The 15,517-nt window shown below is 57.2% G+C and carries 16 protein-coding genes; 5 read left to right on the forward strand and 11 right to left on the reverse strand.

Going from position 1 to position 15,517, the window contains the following annotated elements; translation table 11 throughout:
- The first annotated feature begins 34 nt into the window (after positions 1 to 34).
- Entirely contained in the window at positions 35 to 1,186 is a 1,152-nt protein-coding gene (locus CRO08_RS14150; protein WP_097036725.1) for an A/G-specific adenine glycosylase, read from the forward strand.
- Here CRO08_RS14150 and CRO08_RS14155 read toward each other — a convergent pair.
- Genes CRO08_RS14155 through fmt form a run of 4 tightly spaced genes read right to left on the reverse strand, consistent with a single transcriptional unit; the run spans position 1,183 to position 5,685 of the window.
- On the reverse strand, positions 1,183 to 2,895 hold the full coding sequence (locus tag CRO08_RS14155; protein ID WP_097036726.1) for a hypothetical protein: 1,713 nt from the start codon (positions 2,893 to 2,895) through the stop codon (positions 1,183 to 1,185). The genes CRO08_RS14150 and CRO08_RS14155 overlap by 4 nt on opposite strands.
- A complete protein-coding gene (locus CRO08_RS14160) occupies positions 2,895 to 3,527 on the reverse strand; it encodes a hypothetical protein (protein WP_097036727.1) in 633 nt (210 codons plus the stop codon). Before CRO08_RS14160 ends, CRO08_RS14155 begins: the two co-directional genes overlap by 1 nt.
- Positions 3,524 to 4,765, reverse strand: coding sequence for a transcription antitermination factor NusB (locus CRO08_RS14165; RefSeq protein ID WP_255252399.1), 1,242 nt, complete (start codon positions 4,763 to 4,765; stop codon positions 3,524 to 3,526). The genes CRO08_RS14160 and CRO08_RS14165 overlap by 4 nt, the downstream gene beginning before the upstream one ends.
- Positions 4,759 to 5,685 (reverse strand): methionyl-tRNA formyltransferase, encoded by a 927-nt coding sequence (gene fmt / locus CRO08_RS14170; protein WP_097036729.1) that lies wholly within the window; start codon positions 5,683 to 5,685, stop codon positions 4,759 to 4,761. Before fmt ends, CRO08_RS14165 begins: the two co-directional genes overlap by 7 nt.
- Before the next feature lie 42 nt (positions 5,686 to 5,727).
- Here fmt and CRO08_RS14175 point away from each other — a divergent pair, with 42 nt between their 5' ends.
- From CRO08_RS14175 to CRO08_RS14185, 3 genes are all read left to right on the forward strand, one after another.
- Positions 5,728 to 6,153, forward strand: a complete 426-nt coding sequence (locus CRO08_RS14175; RefSeq protein ID WP_097036730.1) for a CidA/LrgA family protein — start codon at positions 5,728 to 5,730, stop codon at positions 6,151 to 6,153.
- Complete coding sequence (locus CRO08_RS14180) at positions 6,150 to 6,839, forward strand: LrgB family protein (RefSeq protein WP_176495165.1); 690 nt, start codon at positions 6,150 to 6,152, stop codon at positions 6,837 to 6,839. Before CRO08_RS14175 ends, CRO08_RS14180 begins: the two co-directional genes overlap by 4 nt.
- 106 nt (positions 6,840 to 6,945) lie before the next feature.
- The gene (locus tag CRO08_RS14185) at positions 6,946 to 7,158 is read left to right on the forward strand and encodes a hypothetical protein (protein WP_072808652.1); all 213 of its coding nucleotides are present in this window, start codon (positions 6,946 to 6,948) and stop codon (positions 7,156 to 7,158) included.
- A gap of 1 nt (position 7,159) precedes the next feature.
- On the opposite strand, the gene CRO08_RS14190 is transcribed toward CRO08_RS14185, so the two are convergent.
- The 5 genes from CRO08_RS14190 to CRO08_RS14210 all read right to left on the reverse strand — a co-directional run bounded on the left by CRO08_RS14190 (position 7,160) and on the right by CRO08_RS14210 (position 11,992).
- Positions 7,160 to 7,897 (reverse strand): NUDIX domain-containing protein, encoded by a 738-nt coding sequence (locus CRO08_RS14190; RefSeq protein WP_255252400.1) that lies wholly within the window; start codon positions 7,895 to 7,897, stop codon positions 7,160 to 7,162.
- Between the two features lie 33 nt (positions 7,898 to 7,930).
- Complete coding sequence (locus CRO08_RS14195; protein ID WP_141398395.1) at positions 7,931 to 8,998, reverse strand: hypothetical protein; 1,068 nt, start codon at positions 8,996 to 8,998, stop codon at positions 7,931 to 7,933.
- A gap of 31 nt (positions 8,999 to 9,029) precedes the next feature.
- On the reverse strand, positions 9,030 to 9,857 hold the full coding sequence (locus tag CRO08_RS14200; RefSeq protein WP_097036732.1) for a peptidase M23: 828 nt from the start codon (positions 9,855 to 9,857) through the stop codon (positions 9,030 to 9,032).
- Between the two features lie 97 nt (positions 9,858 to 9,954).
- A complete protein-coding gene (locus CRO08_RS14205) occupies positions 9,955 to 10,620 on the reverse strand; it encodes an STAS domain-containing protein (RefSeq protein ID WP_097036733.1) in 666 nt (221 codons plus the stop codon).
- A 76-nt stretch (positions 10,621 to 10,696) separates the two neighbouring features.
- Positions 10,697 to 11,992 carry a hypothetical protein gene (locus tag CRO08_RS14210; RefSeq protein WP_097036734.1) on the reverse strand — a complete coding sequence of 432 codons (1,296 nt, stop codon included), beginning with the start codon at positions 11,990 to 11,992 and terminating at the stop codon, positions 10,697 to 10,699.
- Between the two features lie 198 nt (positions 11,993 to 12,190).
- Here CRO08_RS14210 and CRO08_RS14215 point away from each other — a divergent pair, with 198 nt between their 5' ends.
- Positions 12,191 to 13,150: a tyrosine-type recombinase/integrase gene (locus CRO08_RS14215; protein ID WP_097036735.1), complete on the forward strand. Its 960-nt coding sequence runs from the start codon at positions 12,191 to 12,193 to the stop codon at positions 13,148 to 13,150.
- Between the two features lie 26 nt (positions 13,151 to 13,176).
- Here CRO08_RS14215 and CRO08_RS14220 read toward each other — a convergent pair whose 3' ends face one another.
- Both CRO08_RS14220 and CRO08_RS14225 read right to left on the reverse strand, forming a co-directional pair.
- The gene (locus CRO08_RS14220; RefSeq protein WP_097036736.1) at positions 13,177 to 14,328 is read right to left on the reverse strand and encodes a hypothetical protein; all 1,152 of its coding nucleotides are present in this window, start codon (positions 14,326 to 14,328) and stop codon (positions 13,177 to 13,179) included.
- Between the two features lie 8 nt (positions 14,329 to 14,336).
- Entirely contained in the window at positions 14,337 to 15,506 is a 1,170-nt protein-coding gene (locus CRO08_RS14225; RefSeq protein ID WP_097036737.1) for a hypothetical protein, read from the reverse strand.
- Between the last annotated feature and the right edge of the window lie 11 nt (positions 15,507 to 15,517).

Raw genomic sequence — 15,517 nt, forward strand, 5'->3', positions numbered from 1 at the left:
CAAGCGGCGCACCCAATATTGATATATTTGACGCATGGAAAGCAACATCCTAAAACGCCTGCGCGAGTGGTTCAAGAAAAACGCGGCAACGCTCCCGTGGAGGCCCGCCGACCTGGACGCACCACGCGACCCGTATGCGGTCTGGATTAGCGAGACGATGTTGCAGCAGACGCAGGTCGCGACGGTACGCGACTACTACATAAAGTGGATGAAGCGCTTCCCGGATATCGAGACTCTCGCCAAGGCGAGCGAGGAGGAAGTGTTCCGGTACTGGCAGGGGCTCGGGTACTACAGCCGCGCAAGGAATATTTTAAGAACCGCAAAAACCGTCTGCGAGCAGGCGGTTCGGCAAGCTCACCGACCTGCCACAATGCCGCGGACCCGCAAGGAACTGGAAGCATTGCCGGGAATAGGCGCGTACACCGCAGGGGCAATACTGAGCCTCGCGTACCACCAGCGGGAAGCGATTCTGGACGGGAACCTCGTGCGCATCTTTGCACGGTTCTACGCGCTTGACTTTCTCCCGACGGATAAGGCGAGCGCAGGCAAGAACACCACCGGCAAGAATGAGGATTGCGCCGAGGCTTACTGGAAATACGCCCGCGAGGTCGCAGACTCGCCCAAAGCATACATGCACAACGAGGCCCTGATGGAACTCGGGCGCACCGTATGCAGGAGCAAGAATCCCGACTGTGCAAACTGCCCGCTAAACGGCGGATGCCGTGCCAATGCCGAAGGGCGCACCGGAGAGTTCCCGCCCAAACGCGAGCGCACGCAGAGGGATTGGCACGGCACGGCGCTTGTCATAGAAAGCGCCGACGGCAAGTTGCTTGCCGTATCCGCCGGACAAGCCTTCCTTGCGGGGCAGGCGACGCTCCCGCATTTTGAAAGCCCGAGGAACGCCACCGCGGGTTTGCCCGCAGAAGCGGAAACCTACCTTAACGCAGACAACGTTGTACATACACGCGAATGCGGGAGTTTCCGGCACAACATCACGGTGCACAAGATTGAATGCAATGTATTGCACGTAAAGCTCTCCACAAAGGCAAGCAAGTGCGTCGCCAGCTCGGGCAAGAAAATTGACCCGCGGTTCAACGCAACGTGGGTGAAGAAGGAAGATGCCGCGAAGGCGTTCGCGAATAGCTTCAGTTTAAAGGCTTTAAAAATCGCGGGGATGACGATTTAGAACGTTTTCTTGACGGTGCAGACGAAACGGATGCGGTCGTAGTCGCCGTTAGGCACCTGCACCACCTCGTCAGCAAGCACATGGATAAGCGTACCCGCAAGGTAAAGCCCGAGCCTCGGGAACTGCTGCTCGAATGTAGCGTCCCAGTACCAGTCGCCCTTCACCACGAGCGGGTCGTGCCCACGCAGGTTCCACTGGGCATCGCTCCTGTAGCGCAGCGAATGCGAAACGCGGAAACTCTTGCGGATAAGCCAGTCGCCGGTAAACGCGACAAAGAATTCCGAAGGCGTGACCTCGAAGCGTTCCATAGGCCCGTCGATGCGTTCAAAACCCGCGAGCGCACGGAACTTGAACATATCCTCGTACCACGCGTCAATCCAGAGTTCGCCCGTAATGCCCTTGATCCAGGAATTTATGCGGGCAACATCTCCATAGCGGAACTCGAAGGCGTCATCTTTCACGAAACCTTCCACGTCGAACGTCTCGGCACCGTGTTCCGCCCAGAAGCTTGCGCGCCCGCCAAGCGAAATGGAAGCGACCGTATCGGCAAACGCGAGGTAACCCTGCACCAGGTTCATCTGGCCATCCGGAGCAAGGTCTATTTCGTCATTCACTCCCTTCATGTTGAAATATTCAACGTCGTCGGCAAGCGGGTTCAAGCGCGTACCCGAGATATTCTTGACGCCCAGCGTAACGCCCATGCCCTTCACGGGAACGGGCGCACCCATCTCTACGCTATCCTGCACGAGCCAGTCAGAATCGTTCATGCCGAACATCACGTCGGCGCGGAGCCAACGGAGCGGCTGTACACGCAACTGCATAAACGGCCAAAGCACGCGGTCGTTATCGAGCCCGGTATAAACGTCGCCATCATCGCTCACAAAGCGGAAGGCCAAGCCTGCCGAAATCTGGAAAACACCCTTCTGGCAATCTTCGCCGCACTTATAAAGCACGGAGCCGCTCACCTCGTCGCGCTCGCCAGATTCACCGACTCGCTTGTTCTGGTATTCCGCGTGCTCGTAAGCGGCAGTCAGCGCGAAGTTCCAGAAATCCACACGGCCTTCCACGCGGGGCGCCATGTGTACCGGAATCCAGCGGGACGATTCCATGTATTCCCAGATGTATTCCTCGCCCGCAAGCACGGAAGCGTTCACAAAATCGTTCGTATAGCCCAGCCCGCCGTAGATGGAGCTGAACATCGGGTAATTTTCGCCGAACAGCGAGAACTCGTCATCGACCATCTTCTTGCGGTAGCTTGCTGTCCGCGCAGAATAGTGGTCGTCCTGGAAACCGCGGGCGGTTGCCCAGAATCCCTTGAAAGCAGGAGTCCTGAAGCCCCCTTCGAGAATGGGCGTGCGGTTCGTGGGCCTGTCCGTCTCGGTAATCACGTCCTGGTAAATCATGTCGCCGAGTTCGTTACCCGTCTTGACCCACACGGAAGGTTCCATCGGCTCCCACGAGGGCAGTACCGACATGCGGTTGAACAGGAGGCGATTGCGCAATTTTTGCGGAGTCCAGAGTTCACTTTCGGAGTGGATTCCGCCCGCGCCGAGAATGCGGTCGAAGAAGTATGTAGGCCCGCCGACAAGGAATGTTCCGTCGTCACGGCTAACCGGCTCCATCCCTTCCATTTCGGGGTCAATCGCCGCACTTGCATTTACCGCCAGCAGGGCAACAGACAACGTTGTCAACAAGGAGGAAAACTTCATTACCAGACCCTCCTTTCAATGTAGAAGCCCACGGTGAGCATATTCGACCTTTCCGGGAGAGTCCACAGCTGTTCCCAGAGTACGTTCAGGCCCGCCGTAAAGTCCTTGAAGTAGAGGAACGGCATGTTCATGCGGGCAAACCACCCGAATTCCGTTTCGTTATCGAGAAGCATGCCGCCACGGCCCTTCAAATAGTCCTCCTCGCCATCGTAATCGGCACGCGTCCAGTTGCAGGTGAAGCCCGCACCCACGGCCAGCGGGCGGATGCGTTTCCAACGCCAGTCAAGCCCGAGGCGACCAACAAACTGGTGCACGCCAGGGAACGGGATACCTTCGGCACGCACCTTCACGTAGGCGTAGTTGAAATGCACAAAGCCGTCAAAGTCATCCCAGTAACTGTAACGCAGCCCGACACCCCCATAGAACGAATTTTCCACGGCATCCTGAAGGTCGCCGAAGGGGTACATCTCGCCACCCTCGATAGACACATACGCTTTCGAGAAAGCGGAATCCGCAGGGTTCGCCTTAACAGAATCCGCAGGAGTCTGTACAACGGCCGAATCAGCAGTCTGCGCAAACGGAACCGTCGCAAGGCACAGAACGATTGACGACAAAATAAATTTCAGTTTCATACTTTTTTCCGTTCCAAAGCCTGTGCAAAAAATCCGTCAAAACGATTATCCTGCGCACCGGGGAGCACATGTTCGCCACGCTTGGCAAATTCAGGGTGGGCCTTCAAGAAACGGTTCACGACCTGGGTCGTTTCTAGCGGGTCGGGGCTGCACGTGGCATATACGAGAACGCCGCCTTCCGCAAGGTGATTTGATGCGGATTCAAGAATTCCGTACTGCAGTTCGGCAAGTTCCTTCATGGAATCTTGCGTAATGCGGTACTTTGATTCGGGCCTGCGGGGCATAACGCCCATGTTGCTGCAGGGCACATCGAGCAAGATGCGGTCGAACTTCGACTGCTGCGGCGAAAGCGCGTCGATGCATTCCAGCCGCACGTTCTTGAGGCCCAGGCGGTCCACCACGTCGTGCATCTTTTCTACGCGGAATGCGGAAACGTCGCTTGCGAGAATATCGAGCGAACTGTCCATCTCGCCCATCAGCGCGGACTTTCCGCCGGGAGCGGCACACGCATCCCAAACCTTCTGGCCGGGTTTCAGGTCGAGCAGTTTCACGACCTCGTACGCGGAAGGGTTCTGCATGCTGAACTCGCCCTTCGCGAAAGATTCCGATTCCAGAATCGGCTTGAGTTTCGCATCTTCGGGAACCTGGATGTAGCGGTCGTAGAGAATCGAAGCACCCGTAAGCCCGAGCTTCTGGGCAAGTACCGGGGCGGAAGTCTTCTGCAGGTTCACACGAATCCATTCCACCGGGCGCTCGAGTGTCGCCTTCGCAAGCGATTCTGCACGGTCACCGCCGTAAATATCGAACCAGCGACGCACCAGCCATTCGGGCACGGAGTTTTCAATCGAAACGCGACGCACGCGCTGTTGCGGAAGTGCGGGCAACCCGGACCTCCGCGCGGAATGCAGCACGGCGTTCACGAGCCGCGCGGAACCTTCGCCAAGGTTCGCCGCCTTCGTGAGTTCCACGCTCGTCGATACGGCGGCGTGGTCCGGGATTTCCATAAAGAACATCTGGAAGATTCCCATTTCAAGCACGGTCGCCACTTCAAGCGAAGGCATTTTCTTTACGAGAGTCTTTAAAAAGTATTGCAGGTACAGGTGCCTGCGGCACACGCCCAGGGCAAGTTCCATCGCAAACGGAGAAAGCCCACTTTCTTTAATAAAGCTGCCGTCCTTCTGCCACAGCAGAAGCACGCGATATGCGTCCATGCGCTCTTTCAGGGAATCGTCTAGCAAAAGCAAAGTCCTTCGCGCTTCTGGATTCCGCGCATAAAGTCGGCGACAGGCATAGGCTTCTTGCCTTCAGCCTGAATCTCGATGACCTCGAGCAGGCCCGCGCCCGTACCCACGTAAAAGCGATTGTCCTTGAATTCCACTGCACCCGGAGCAAGCTTCGGGCCCGCCTCCGGAGTATCCGTCTTGCGCAGGTAAACCATACGGCCGCCCAGTTTCCCGTAACCGCCGGGCCACGGGTTGAATGCGCGAATTCTATTGTGAATCACCTTTGCGGGCAGGTTAAAATCAATCAGGCCTTCTTCCTTCTTGAGCTTCGGCGCGCCACTTGCCTGCGCATGATCCTGCGTCAAGTCCTTCTCGCGACCGTCAAGCAACTGGTGAATCGCATCGTCCAGCGCGTCGCAACCGGGTGCAACCATCTTTTCCAGGAGCGATGCCGTCGTATCCTGATGGTCTATCGCCACTGTGCGTTGCGCAAGAATCGGGCCGTGATCCATCTTCTCGTCCAAACGGAAAACCGTCACGCCCGTCTCTGGCAGTCCATCGGCAATCGCGCGCTGGACCGGAGCGGCACCGCGGTACTTCGGCAAAAGGCTCCCGTGAACGTTCACGGCGCCGAACTTCGCGACACCCAGGATGTTCTTCGGGAGAATGGAATAAGCGACAACAACAAACAGGTCTGCCCCGAAGGCGCGCAGGGCGCTCTCGAATTCGGGCGACTTCAGGTCGGTCGGCTGCAGCACGGGGAGCCCGTATTCGAGCGCCAGTTGCTTGACTGGCGGGGGCGTGAGCACGCGCCCGCGCCCTGCCGGGCGGTCAGGCTGCGTGACAACAGCCACCACGTCCACAAAATCAGATTCCTTGAGATGCTTCAAAAAACAGGCCGCAAATTCCGGCGTTCCCATAAATACGACTTTCATAATATGAAATATAGAATATACTTTTCTAAATTTACGCCCGCAATGAGAATCCCGCTCCAACTTGCCGTCATTTTCGCCATCTGCCTTGCCGGGGAATTCCTCCACCGCATCGTGGGCGTGCCCCTGCCGGGGAACATTATCGGCATGGTCCTGCTGCTCATATTACTTTGTACAAAAGTCATCAAGCCGGAGCAGATTTCGGGAGTTTCGAACTTTTTCCTAAAGCACCTCGCGCTGTTCTTCTTGCCGCCGAGCATCGCCATCATGGCCGTCGGTGACGACATCCTTTCCAAGTGGCCGCTACTCCTGTTCCTGTGTATCGCCTTCACGCTCATAACAATCGCGATGGGCGGCTGGGTCACGCAGTTTTTTATCCGCAGGCAGGAATACCGGGAAAACCTGGCCCTGCGCGCAGAACGCCTTTCCAAGCGTGCAGAGCGCAACGGCACAATCGGGGGCGAAAAATGAACGCCATCATCAACTCTCCCCTGTTCGGCATATTCCTCACGCTCGTCGCTTTTGAAACCGGCGTGTTCATCAGCAAAAAATTCAAGTATTCCTTTCTGAACCCGCTCCTGATAGGCAACATCCTCATCGTCGGATTCCTGCTCATCACGGGCATCAGCCTCGAAAGTTACAACGTGGGCGGAGACTACATCTCGGTGATGCTCTCACCCGCGACCGTCGTTCTCGCCGTACCGCTCTACAGGCAAATTTCCAAACTCACGCAATTCTGGAAGCCCATACTTGCGGGCATCTTCGCGGGTAGCCTCACCTCGATTGCGTGCGTGATTCTTTTCAGCAAGCTGCTCGGGCTGAGCAACACGCTCATGCTCTCACTGCTCCCGAAATCCGTCACCATCCCGATGGGGAGCGTCATCTCGTCACAAATCGGCGGCATTCCTTCCGTCACCATCATCGCCATCACCGTCACGGGAATCACGGGTGCGGTCGCGGCCCCCGCCGTATGCAGGTTCTGCCACATAAAGCACAAGGTAGCGCAGGGAATCGCCATCGGTACCGCAAGCCACGCGCTCGGCACCACCCGCGCCATGGAGATGGGCGAAGTACAGGGCGCCATGAGCAGCCTTGCCATCGGGATTGCAGGGCTATTCACCGCAGTCGTCGCGCCATTACTGACCGCGCAGTTCTAGACGACGGTTCTGTACGGCGGTCTGAACTGCGCTCTCGCCTCCGCTTCCGATTTAACATCGAGGGCTTCGGCTCACACTAACTACTCGAAATTATTATATTTAAACCATGGCTTACGTACTCTTGATTCTCGCTACCCTTATCGGTCTTGCAATCTGCGCTTACTTCTTGCGCAAGAACATTCTCGTAATCCGCGAGAAGAACAAGAACGAACCGAAGGCGTACAAGCGCGGGCTCAACTACGTGCTCACGGGCCTATGGTACGGCTACCTCGCCGTATTTTTCATCGGTTTGACCGTCAACAATATCGGTAACTGGTAATCTAGCGCTGCGAATCTAGCCAGCGTTCGTACAGGAACAGCGCAATCAGGTTCTTGCCGTCGATAAACTTGTGGGCGGCTTCCTCGTAGGGCAACACTACCGTCCTAATCCATTCGTTCTCTTCGACATACGTCTGGTTCTTGCCGTCCATCGCCTTCAGCTGTTCCGGCGTCACGTCGCGCTCGATGGCGTACAGGCGAATGCGCTCGTCCAGGAGTCCGCAACTGCCTGCAAAGCCTTCCGTCATGCCCTTCCACCAGAATTCGGAAAGGTCAATGAGTTCCGAATCTTCCGCCTTTATCTGCGCTTCTTCTTCAAGCTCAGAAAGCGCCACCTTGCGGTAATCGCCGCTCCAGTCCAGAATCCCCGCAGGTATTTCGAGCGATGCTTCCTCGGTAATGGCAAGCCTCGGCTGGCGAACCAGCAGCAGGTACTTTTTCCCTTCGCAGCGGAGCACCACGAGCACGCCCACCGCATTCCCGCGCAAGAGCACCACGCCGTGCACGGGCCTGCCATCGGGCAATGTCGCCGTCGCGGTAATCTTGATGAACAGCGGGCGGTGTACACGGCTAAAGTAGTCGACCGAATCCACATGGATGTGCGTCACCGCAAAATCCTTGCGCGCCTTCGTAATCCAGTCCTTGAAAAACGGGCAATCGACGATTATCTGGTAGTCACTTTCGGGAATGTCCGTCGCGAACGAGTATTCGATATTATCTTGCAGCATCTTTACTTCCAATAGGTTCCGCGAAGAATACGACATGCAAACGATTTACTTTGCCGGCGCGACCTTCGCGGATTTCCAGGTACCGTAGAGCGAATCCGCATCGAGGGAATCCGGGAACACGCGGTTGCGGCCCATGTCATAGATAAACACGTCCTTCAGTGCAGAAGGCCCGCAGGCGCTCTCGGACTCGTCAGGAACCATAAGTTCACGGATAAAGTTCACGTTCTTCCCCAGCGCGTATCCTACCACCCGGAAGGAATTCATCGTGGCGCATTCGGGAAACTCCTCTACATAGTAGAGGCTCGTAAACCACACAGTATCAGCGCGTTCCTGCACAGGCCCGACCGCAGAAGAATCGTTCACCCAGCGGTTCACCACGCAGTAGGTGGAATCGTCGGACGCGCACGCCTTACGGATAGGCACGAGGGCAGTATCGGTGAGGCTCCAGGCCATCGGGAACAGCGTATCGTTCACGACAGAATCGCACATGTCGATGCGCAGTTCGCAAGACGATTCCATCGCGCGCCAGTAGAACACGCGCGGGTTGAGGCTATCAAGCACCTTCAAGACCGAGGGAGAATCCTTGGTGCGGAGCGGGAGCGAAGAAACCGTATCGAAGAGGCTATCCACGTAGATGGTGAAAGTATCGAGTTCGAACTTGCCGCGACGCAAAAGAACCGTATCGAGAACGTTGCCCTCGTCGTTACGCACGCGGAGAACCGTCGCATCCCCAAATTCTTCGGCAGGGGGCAACAGCTTGATTACCGTATCCGGGTGGAGGAACGGCGACGGGCAATCCTTACCATCGGACTCGATGATTATCTTCGGGAAAAACACGAGAGCGTCACCTTCGTGCGAGGTATCGATTTCGATTCGCTTGAGCGCGCAGTTGGAATAACTCCAGAGGCTGTCTATCCGCAGGTAGAGCGTATCGGACACGAGATGGATAAGCGAGTTGGAATCGAATTCGGCAATGCGGAAAAAGCCCGTACCCACGAAGGAATCGTCTTCTGCAGATACGGGAATCGCGCCATCATCGTCGCGGGTACACGCGGACACGCAAAGCATGGCCGCGACCGCAGCAAAAATCCCGATGATAAATGACTTGCGCACCTGCACTCTCCTAAATCAAACCGCCCTAAACCTAGAGCTCAATCTTCTGCAGGAATTTAGCAATTTCCGCGCTGTCGAGCGGGTGCGTCTGCGAATACAAATCGGCCCAGCGCACGAAAAACCCGTTGTGCCGCACCGTAAGGTAGAACGTCGCGCTATCCCTGGGAGCAAGGCGCCCCACGATGGAATTCATGTCGAGATATTCGCCCTCGAGGAACGGGAGCGTATCGGCAGGGTTCACCGGGTACATGCCCGACATGCGCGAGGTCACGTTGTTGCCGTGATCCAGTACGACGAACTGGCCCAGTGAATCCTTGCCCGACGAAAGTACGATTCCGGGCAGAATCGGATGTATGGGAGCCTCCCCGATTCCAAGCATCGCGTCCATCGCGAGGAGCGATTCCTGGCCCTCGAAATCGAAGTCACCCGTAATGGTAAGCGCCGACCAGTCCAGCGGCTGCCTCGGGCATAGTCCGGGATAGCGGCACCCGTCGGCGATATCGACCCAGTAATAAAGCGAATCCTGACCCCTCACGTGAATGAAGGTACGTACAAGCGAATCTTCCACCTGCACGAGAACCGCTTCGGAAAAACGGTCGCGCGGGGCAACCCAGTGAAGTTTCGGGTGCATTGAATTTGTCTGTGACGCTATGTAGCGCAAAAAATCGTTCGGCAGGTAGAACACGGAATCCGAGACGACCCAGGAACACTGGCCAAGACCGTTCTTGAGTTCAAAGGCCTTGCCGCGCATAGTTTCGCACCGGGATTTCCAGTCGCTTGCCTCCACAACAGTCGAACCCGGCAACAGCTGCACGACCTTTTCGGCAAAGCCAAGACGCACGAAAAGCACCACGGCCACACAAAAAAGGAGAATGCGCACTACAGGGTAATTGTAGCGCTTGGGCTTGTATCTTTTTTTACAGCGATGTTCCGAAAAACCTTCAGACATCCTTCAATCACATCAAGAAGAAGGCCGCAAGGCCACCGAGAACAAGAAGGACGAGGATGATGAAGAATACAGTTTTTCCCGACGAGGATTCCTCTTCGAACGGCATGTTCATGCCCTTCGAGGCAAGCTTTTTCTCGTCTTTCACGACAGCGTTGAAGCTCTTGGTAAACCTGCGGTTGTGGCCCGTACGGCGTTCGGAACGGAACTCGCCCGACATCGAGGGAGCATGACCGCCATTCTGCGAGGCGACAGGAGCCGCTTCGGGTTCCGACGGAGCGGCAGGGGCCTGCTCACGGGGAGGCAGTTCTACAGGATCGTGGCTATGCAGCGAGAAAGTCATCATTTCGGCTTCGGCACCGAACACCTTGAGCGTACGATCGAGCCCGGCCTTCTTCAGACCGTCAGCGATGGTCGCACTGTTGCTGAGGAGCGCGAGCATGCCACCCTTGCCCGAAAGTTCGCACTGGAACTGGACAAAAGCATTGTAGGCATCGCTGTATACAAAATCGAGACCCATGAGGTCGACCGCGACGAACTTGTCGTCGGGGTTGTCGTCTATCAGCTTGCGGACATCTTTCTTGAACTGTTCGGCGTCAAACGCCCCTATAGGGTTGAGAGGGGCAGACAAAAGGTCAAAAATGCCAACTTCACGATAGTTCTTCAATTGCGTCATGGTAAGAAATATAAACTAAAAAATGGTTAATGTGCAAAAAATCACAGACAAAAGTTAAAAAAAAGCGAAAAAAAGGCTACTCCTCCCAGTACACGCCTCCAGAGGGCGCGGGTTCAAGAACCTCGTCGGAAGATTCTTCCACTACAGGCGACTGCGGGGCGGAAGCCTCAGGGGCTGGTCCGGCAGGCTGGCTGGTTGTCTGGCTAGCCTGTTGTCCGTCGGCTTGGCCCGCGGGTTGAGCAGTACCTTCCGGTGCGGCTTCAGATGCGGCTTGTGGCGCGGCGGAGTCCGGGCCTTCATCGGGCTCATCCGGCTCGGCGCCGAGCAGGCTGCTACCCACACTGCCACGCCTTGCGGCTTCAGGTTCGGGCTTGGGCGCATGCGCAAACAGGTAGGGGCTCACGCTTATGCTCACGCGATGCACCGGAGAGAGAACCGGGTGCGACTCAAACGCGTAATCGACCCGCAGGAACTTCGCTATGGTAAGCCCGGCACCCGCGGTCACGCTCTTGAAGGTGGTAAAACTCGAGAGGCCCGCACGCACGCTGAGCCCGAAATCAAAGGCGAACTCGATACCGCCGCGGCCACCCGAAAGCCAGTCAAGCGGGCTTTCCCAGATGCGGCCACCCACATCATCGTCAGTCTCGTACCCGAGCGCGCGCGCCTCGCGGTGGAGCAGTCCCGCGCCCTGCCAGTAAAGGTTCAGCTTGCCGTACAGGTAGGCGACAGGCAGGGAATAACTCGCCGCCAGGTAGAACTCGGGCGCGGAGTACTCGAACTCGCCCGACTCCCATGTAGTTGCAGAAGAAGTCCAACCCTTGAGGAGGCCCGCGACATACAGTTCGTCAACTACGCGATACCGGAGGGAAGCATCGCCCCGGAAGCCCCAGCCAGTCTGGTCCATGTCGCGGTACAGCAGGTGGAAGCCCACCCCCAGGTCAAAACGGTTGAACAGGCGCCTGCCCCAGGTTGCAGAAAACATCCAGTCGTCATAGGAAAGCGTATTATAGTCGTTCCCCTCGGGAAGCGGTTCGCCCTCGCGTATATAGGGGATGTCGTCAGCACCAAAACGCGCAAAAGAAATACCCAGGCCCTGACCCTCGGAAAGCGGGATAACCGCAGACGCAAAATCATAGCGGGTATCCTCGTAGTATGCGGTATGCGAAAACGACGCCCAGAGGTAGCGCACCGATGACAGCTGGTGCGGGTTCGAGACAAGCCCGAGGTAATCGCCATCGACCGCCATCGTAGCAGAACCGAGGGCAGCAGACCGCGCTCCGGGTTCCATGTTCATGGTCTCGTTTGCGCCCGCCACACGGTCGGCGGCAAGGGATGCGCCCGCAAACAGCAGGGAGGCCGCCAGAGCGACCACCGCCCGACGGCACGCAAAAGCGACCGCCGCCCGACGGCACGCAAAAGCGACCGCCGCCCGAAAGCGGCAGTTCACAAGAGCACGTGTGTCTAAAATGCGCGCGAGACTCATACCTTGTCCATAAAATAGATTTTTCGCCGGAGCAAGACCAACCGAAAGCCCCCTTATTATGGTCATTTGTTTATTAAATTATGCGACATGAACCTTCCGGAACACATAGAGCAGTTCTTGCAGTACATTGCGGAGAGGCGGCGCTTTTCGCCCCGCACGGTGGATACCTACAAGAAGTCGCTCGTGAAGTTCCTCGAGCACCTGGGCGGCACGCCCATACCCGCGGGCAAAGCGGGCGTCGAGAACGCGCAGGGAATCGCGGGCATCGAGAATGCGCCCGCGCTTTCCGCATTTTCCGAGATGAACGTGAAGGGCTTCGTGTGGGACCTGAAGATGAAGCAGAAGCTGGCCCCCACGAGCATCTGCGAGCACCTCGCCGCACTGAAAAGTTTCGGCAAGTACCTGGTCCGCTCGAAAGTGCTGGAAACAAATCCCGCCGAAGCAGTTCCCATGCCCAAGCGCCCCAAGAGGCTCGTGAACGTGCTCGGGCAGAAGGACCTCGCCGAAGAAAAATTCCCGGAACTGCCGCCGGATGCCAAGCTCCCGCAGGTGCGCGCCCGCATCCTGCTCGAACTCATCTACGGTTCGGGCCTGCGTATCTCGGAATGCCAAAACCTCACGTGGGACCGCATAGATACAAGCGCGAAACTCGTGCGCGTGCTCGGCAAGGGCAACAAGGAACGCATCGTGCCGCTTACCGAAAGTTTCATCGACCGCATCGCGAACTTCAAGCAGATGGAAACGGAAGCGGGCCACCTCCCCACCGCAACGGGATATGTATTCCTCAGCGAAGACGGCAAGCCGTTCGGGCTGCGCACGCTCAGGAACGACATCCACGACCTACTGCGCGAAATCGGCTGGGAGGGGAAAGCGAGCCCGCACGTATTGCGCCACAGTTTCGCCACGCACCTGCTCGAAAACGGCGCCGAAATCATGAGCGTCAAAGAGATGCTCGGGCATTCGAACATCTCCACCACTCAAGTCTATACGCATGTAAATGCAGAACGCCTGCGCGCCGCCTTCAAGAAGACCCACCCGCGGGCATAACACCCGCGAGCATAATTCCCGCGAACCTAGAAGAAGCTTCCCTTGATGCCGACGGCGATAGTCCACTGCTGGCCAAAGTCACTCCAGTCCGGAGCGTCCCACTTGCGCATGGGGCTTTCGTCGTATTCGTCATCGGGGTCAGCGGCGTTACTCTTGTCGTGGAGCGGTAAGGAGACCGCGAGGAACACCGGGAAGTCCGCATTCGAAAATTCGATGCCATAAGCAAAGGCGAGAGACCAGGCCTGATGATCGGGGTCGGGGCGCGGGTCATACGTACCCGCCTTCTCGGAACTGATCCAGGCAACGCCCAGCGGCACGGAGAAGTTCAGGCCAAAACTCTGCACTATACCCGGGCGGCCGCGATAGCCATAGGCAACAGACGCACTCACGGAAGGCGGAGTGAAGGCACCGAGGTCGTTTTCGCCGTAGGGCTTGAAGCGGTATTCAAAACGGTCGCCATCGTGTTCGATGTTTTTCCAGTAGCTGTCGTTGAACTCGTTCTCGCCCGAAATCAAATGCATTGCGAACGGGTACGTGAACGTAAGCCCATAGAGCCAGATTCCCTTGTCGGTATCGCGACTGTAGTCCCAGCCGAGCGTGAGCGAATACAGGCCCGAACCCTTCTGGAAACTTGCAGGCAAGATTTCTTCGGAAGCATCGGTACCGCGCTTGATGTCGTACTGGCCGGTAGGAATCGTGAGCGATGCAGAAAGCGACGCCGCCCCCCCACTGCCAATCGTCTTGCTAAAGTCAAACGAGATATCGCCAAGCCCGCCGGTACTGCGGTCGGTCGGAGCCTGGTTACTACGGTACTGGACTTCACCCTGGTGCGAAACAAACGGTATGGACACGCCGAGTTTCGTGGACCATGTAGGCTTGATGGAAAAATGCGGGGTGAGCGTGAGGCCCGAGAAATTCTGGCCGACGCTGTACTTGGTAAACACTTCCGTTTCGAGGTAGCCGCCCGAAACGCCCTGGCCAATCCACTTGATGCCATCGCTCGCACCGCCACCAGAACCGCCGGCACCGCACCCGCCAATGGATTCCCAGGGGGTAGCGGGTTCGACCGGAGCGTTGTATGCCGCAAGGAACGCACAGGTAGCGACTGCCGCAAGAGAAGCGACCGCACCGAATTTTTTGCCAAATTTTTTGCCAGACTTGAGTAAGGAATTCTTCATTGCGCACCTCACGGAAGTTCCAGCAAATAGCCGTAGTTTGTACCGGTGGCAAGGAACCTGCCATCGGGAGAGCGCCCGCCAATCATGGGAATGGAGGCAATTTCACGAACATCTCCGACCCACTCTACCGCAAGGTCGCTCGGGGCACCCGCATTCAGGCGGACTTCGCGCATCACCGTGCGGCCCACGGAACCATCCTGCACGGATTCCTGCGTGAGATCGTTCTTGTTGAGCATTTGCGAGCCCTGCGGGAATTCCGTCCACACCACAAACAGCCTGCCACCAAACGCAAACCAGTGCGGCTGTGCGGGTTCCGAAAGCGAGTTCTGCCCGCGTTCGATTTTCACCGGCGAAGAGTTCGCGGAAAGTTCCTGGATGTAGGCTTCCCACGTCGTCGGGTTCTCAAGCACGTTATAGACGATGAAGTTACCGTCGGGCGAAATCATCGGGGCATCGATGCTCCAGCCAGACTTGCCAGAGGGCCTGGCCAGCGTCTTCGCCTTATCCAGCCCACCGTTCGCAAAATCAACAAACACAATCTTGTCTTCGTCGTTCACGTAAGTCAGGCGCACCTTGTCCGTGCCAAAGAAGCCTTTCACCGTAGAATCCGCGGCATCCTCGTCAACAGAGGCATCCGGCGAAACCCACAGGTGCGGGGACGCCGTCTCGATAATCTCCTTGTCGTAGAACCAGAACCGCTTGCTATCCGACATGCGCACGGCGAAAATACCGTAATCCAGATTCTCGCAAGCCTTCTTCCCGTCCTTGTCGTAGGCGCGGAGCGCGACAGCGTAATCGGCATGCGTACTCCATTCCGGGTCCTGGAACTGGCATTCACCCGCCGACGTATCGCGCATCATGTACCAGAGCACCTTGCCCGAAGTATCTGAAATAGTCAGGCGGTCGTGCTGGATTACCCCGCTTGTCGTAAAGCCAGAATCCGGCGGAGTCACCTTGAGCGTACCGCCAAAGTTCAGCCAGAGCATCGCAGCAGGATAGTTCACCGTATCCTGGGACACGGAAGGGTTGCAAATCTGCTTCTGCGTGTTCACCGGGAAAACCGTCCCGATATCGGACTTGCCACTGGACGCGGACTCGACCGATTCAGCCTCGAAAGGTTCCGGCGAGTAGCACGCGACAAGCAGCGCGGGCAGGAGTAATTCAAACAGTTTTTTCATCGACACGTAAA

Origin of the sequence: Fibrobacter sp. UWT3, assembly GCF_900230125.1 — a bacterium.
GTDB lineage: Bacteria > Fibrobacterota > Fibrobacteria > Fibrobacterales > Fibrobacteraceae > Fibrobacter.

Excerpts from the sequence above, each read along its gene's own strand:
- fmt (WP_097036729.1), bottom strand. The coding sequence starts at position 5,685 with ATGAAAGTCGTATTTATGGGAACGCCGGAATTTGCGGCCTGTTTTTTG.
- CRO08_RS14160 (WP_097036727.1), bottom strand. The coding sequence starts at position 3,527 with ATGAAACTGAAATTTATTTTGTCGTCAATCGTTCTGTGCCTTGCGACG.
- CRO08_RS14205 (WP_097036733.1), bottom strand. The coding sequence starts at position 10,620 with ATGACGCAATTGAAGAACTATCGTGAAGTTGGCATTTTTGACCTTTTG.
- CRO08_RS14155 (WP_097036726.1), bottom strand. The coding sequence starts at position 2,895 with ATGAAGTTTTCCTCCTTGTTGACAACGTTGTCTGTTGCCCTGCTGGCG.
- CRO08_RS14180 (WP_176495165.1), top strand. The coding sequence starts at position 6,150 with ATGAACGCCATCATCAACTCTCCCCTGTTCGGCATATTCCTCACGCTC.
- CRO08_RS14185 (WP_072808652.1), top strand. The coding sequence starts at position 6,946 with ATGGCTTACGTACTCTTGATTCTCGCTACCCTTATCGGTCTTGCAATC.
- CRO08_RS14220 (WP_097036736.1), bottom strand. The coding sequence starts at position 14,328 with ATGAAGAATTCCTTACTCAAGTCTGGCAAAAAATTTGGCAAAAAATTC.
- CRO08_RS14225 (WP_097036737.1), bottom strand. The coding sequence starts at position 15,506 with ATGAAAAAACTGTTTGAATTACTCCTGCCCGCGCTGCTTGTCGCGTGC.
- CRO08_RS14215 (WP_097036735.1), top strand. The coding sequence starts at position 12,191 with ATGAACCTTCCGGAACACATAGAGCAGTTCTTGCAGTACATTGCGGAG.
- CRO08_RS14175 (WP_097036730.1), top strand. The coding sequence starts at position 5,728 with ATGAGAATCCCGCTCCAACTTGCCGTCATTTTCGCCATCTGCCTTGCC.
- CRO08_RS14150 (WP_097036725.1), top strand. The coding sequence starts at position 35 with ATGGAAAGCAACATCCTAAAACGCCTGCGCGAGTGGTTCAAGAAAAAC.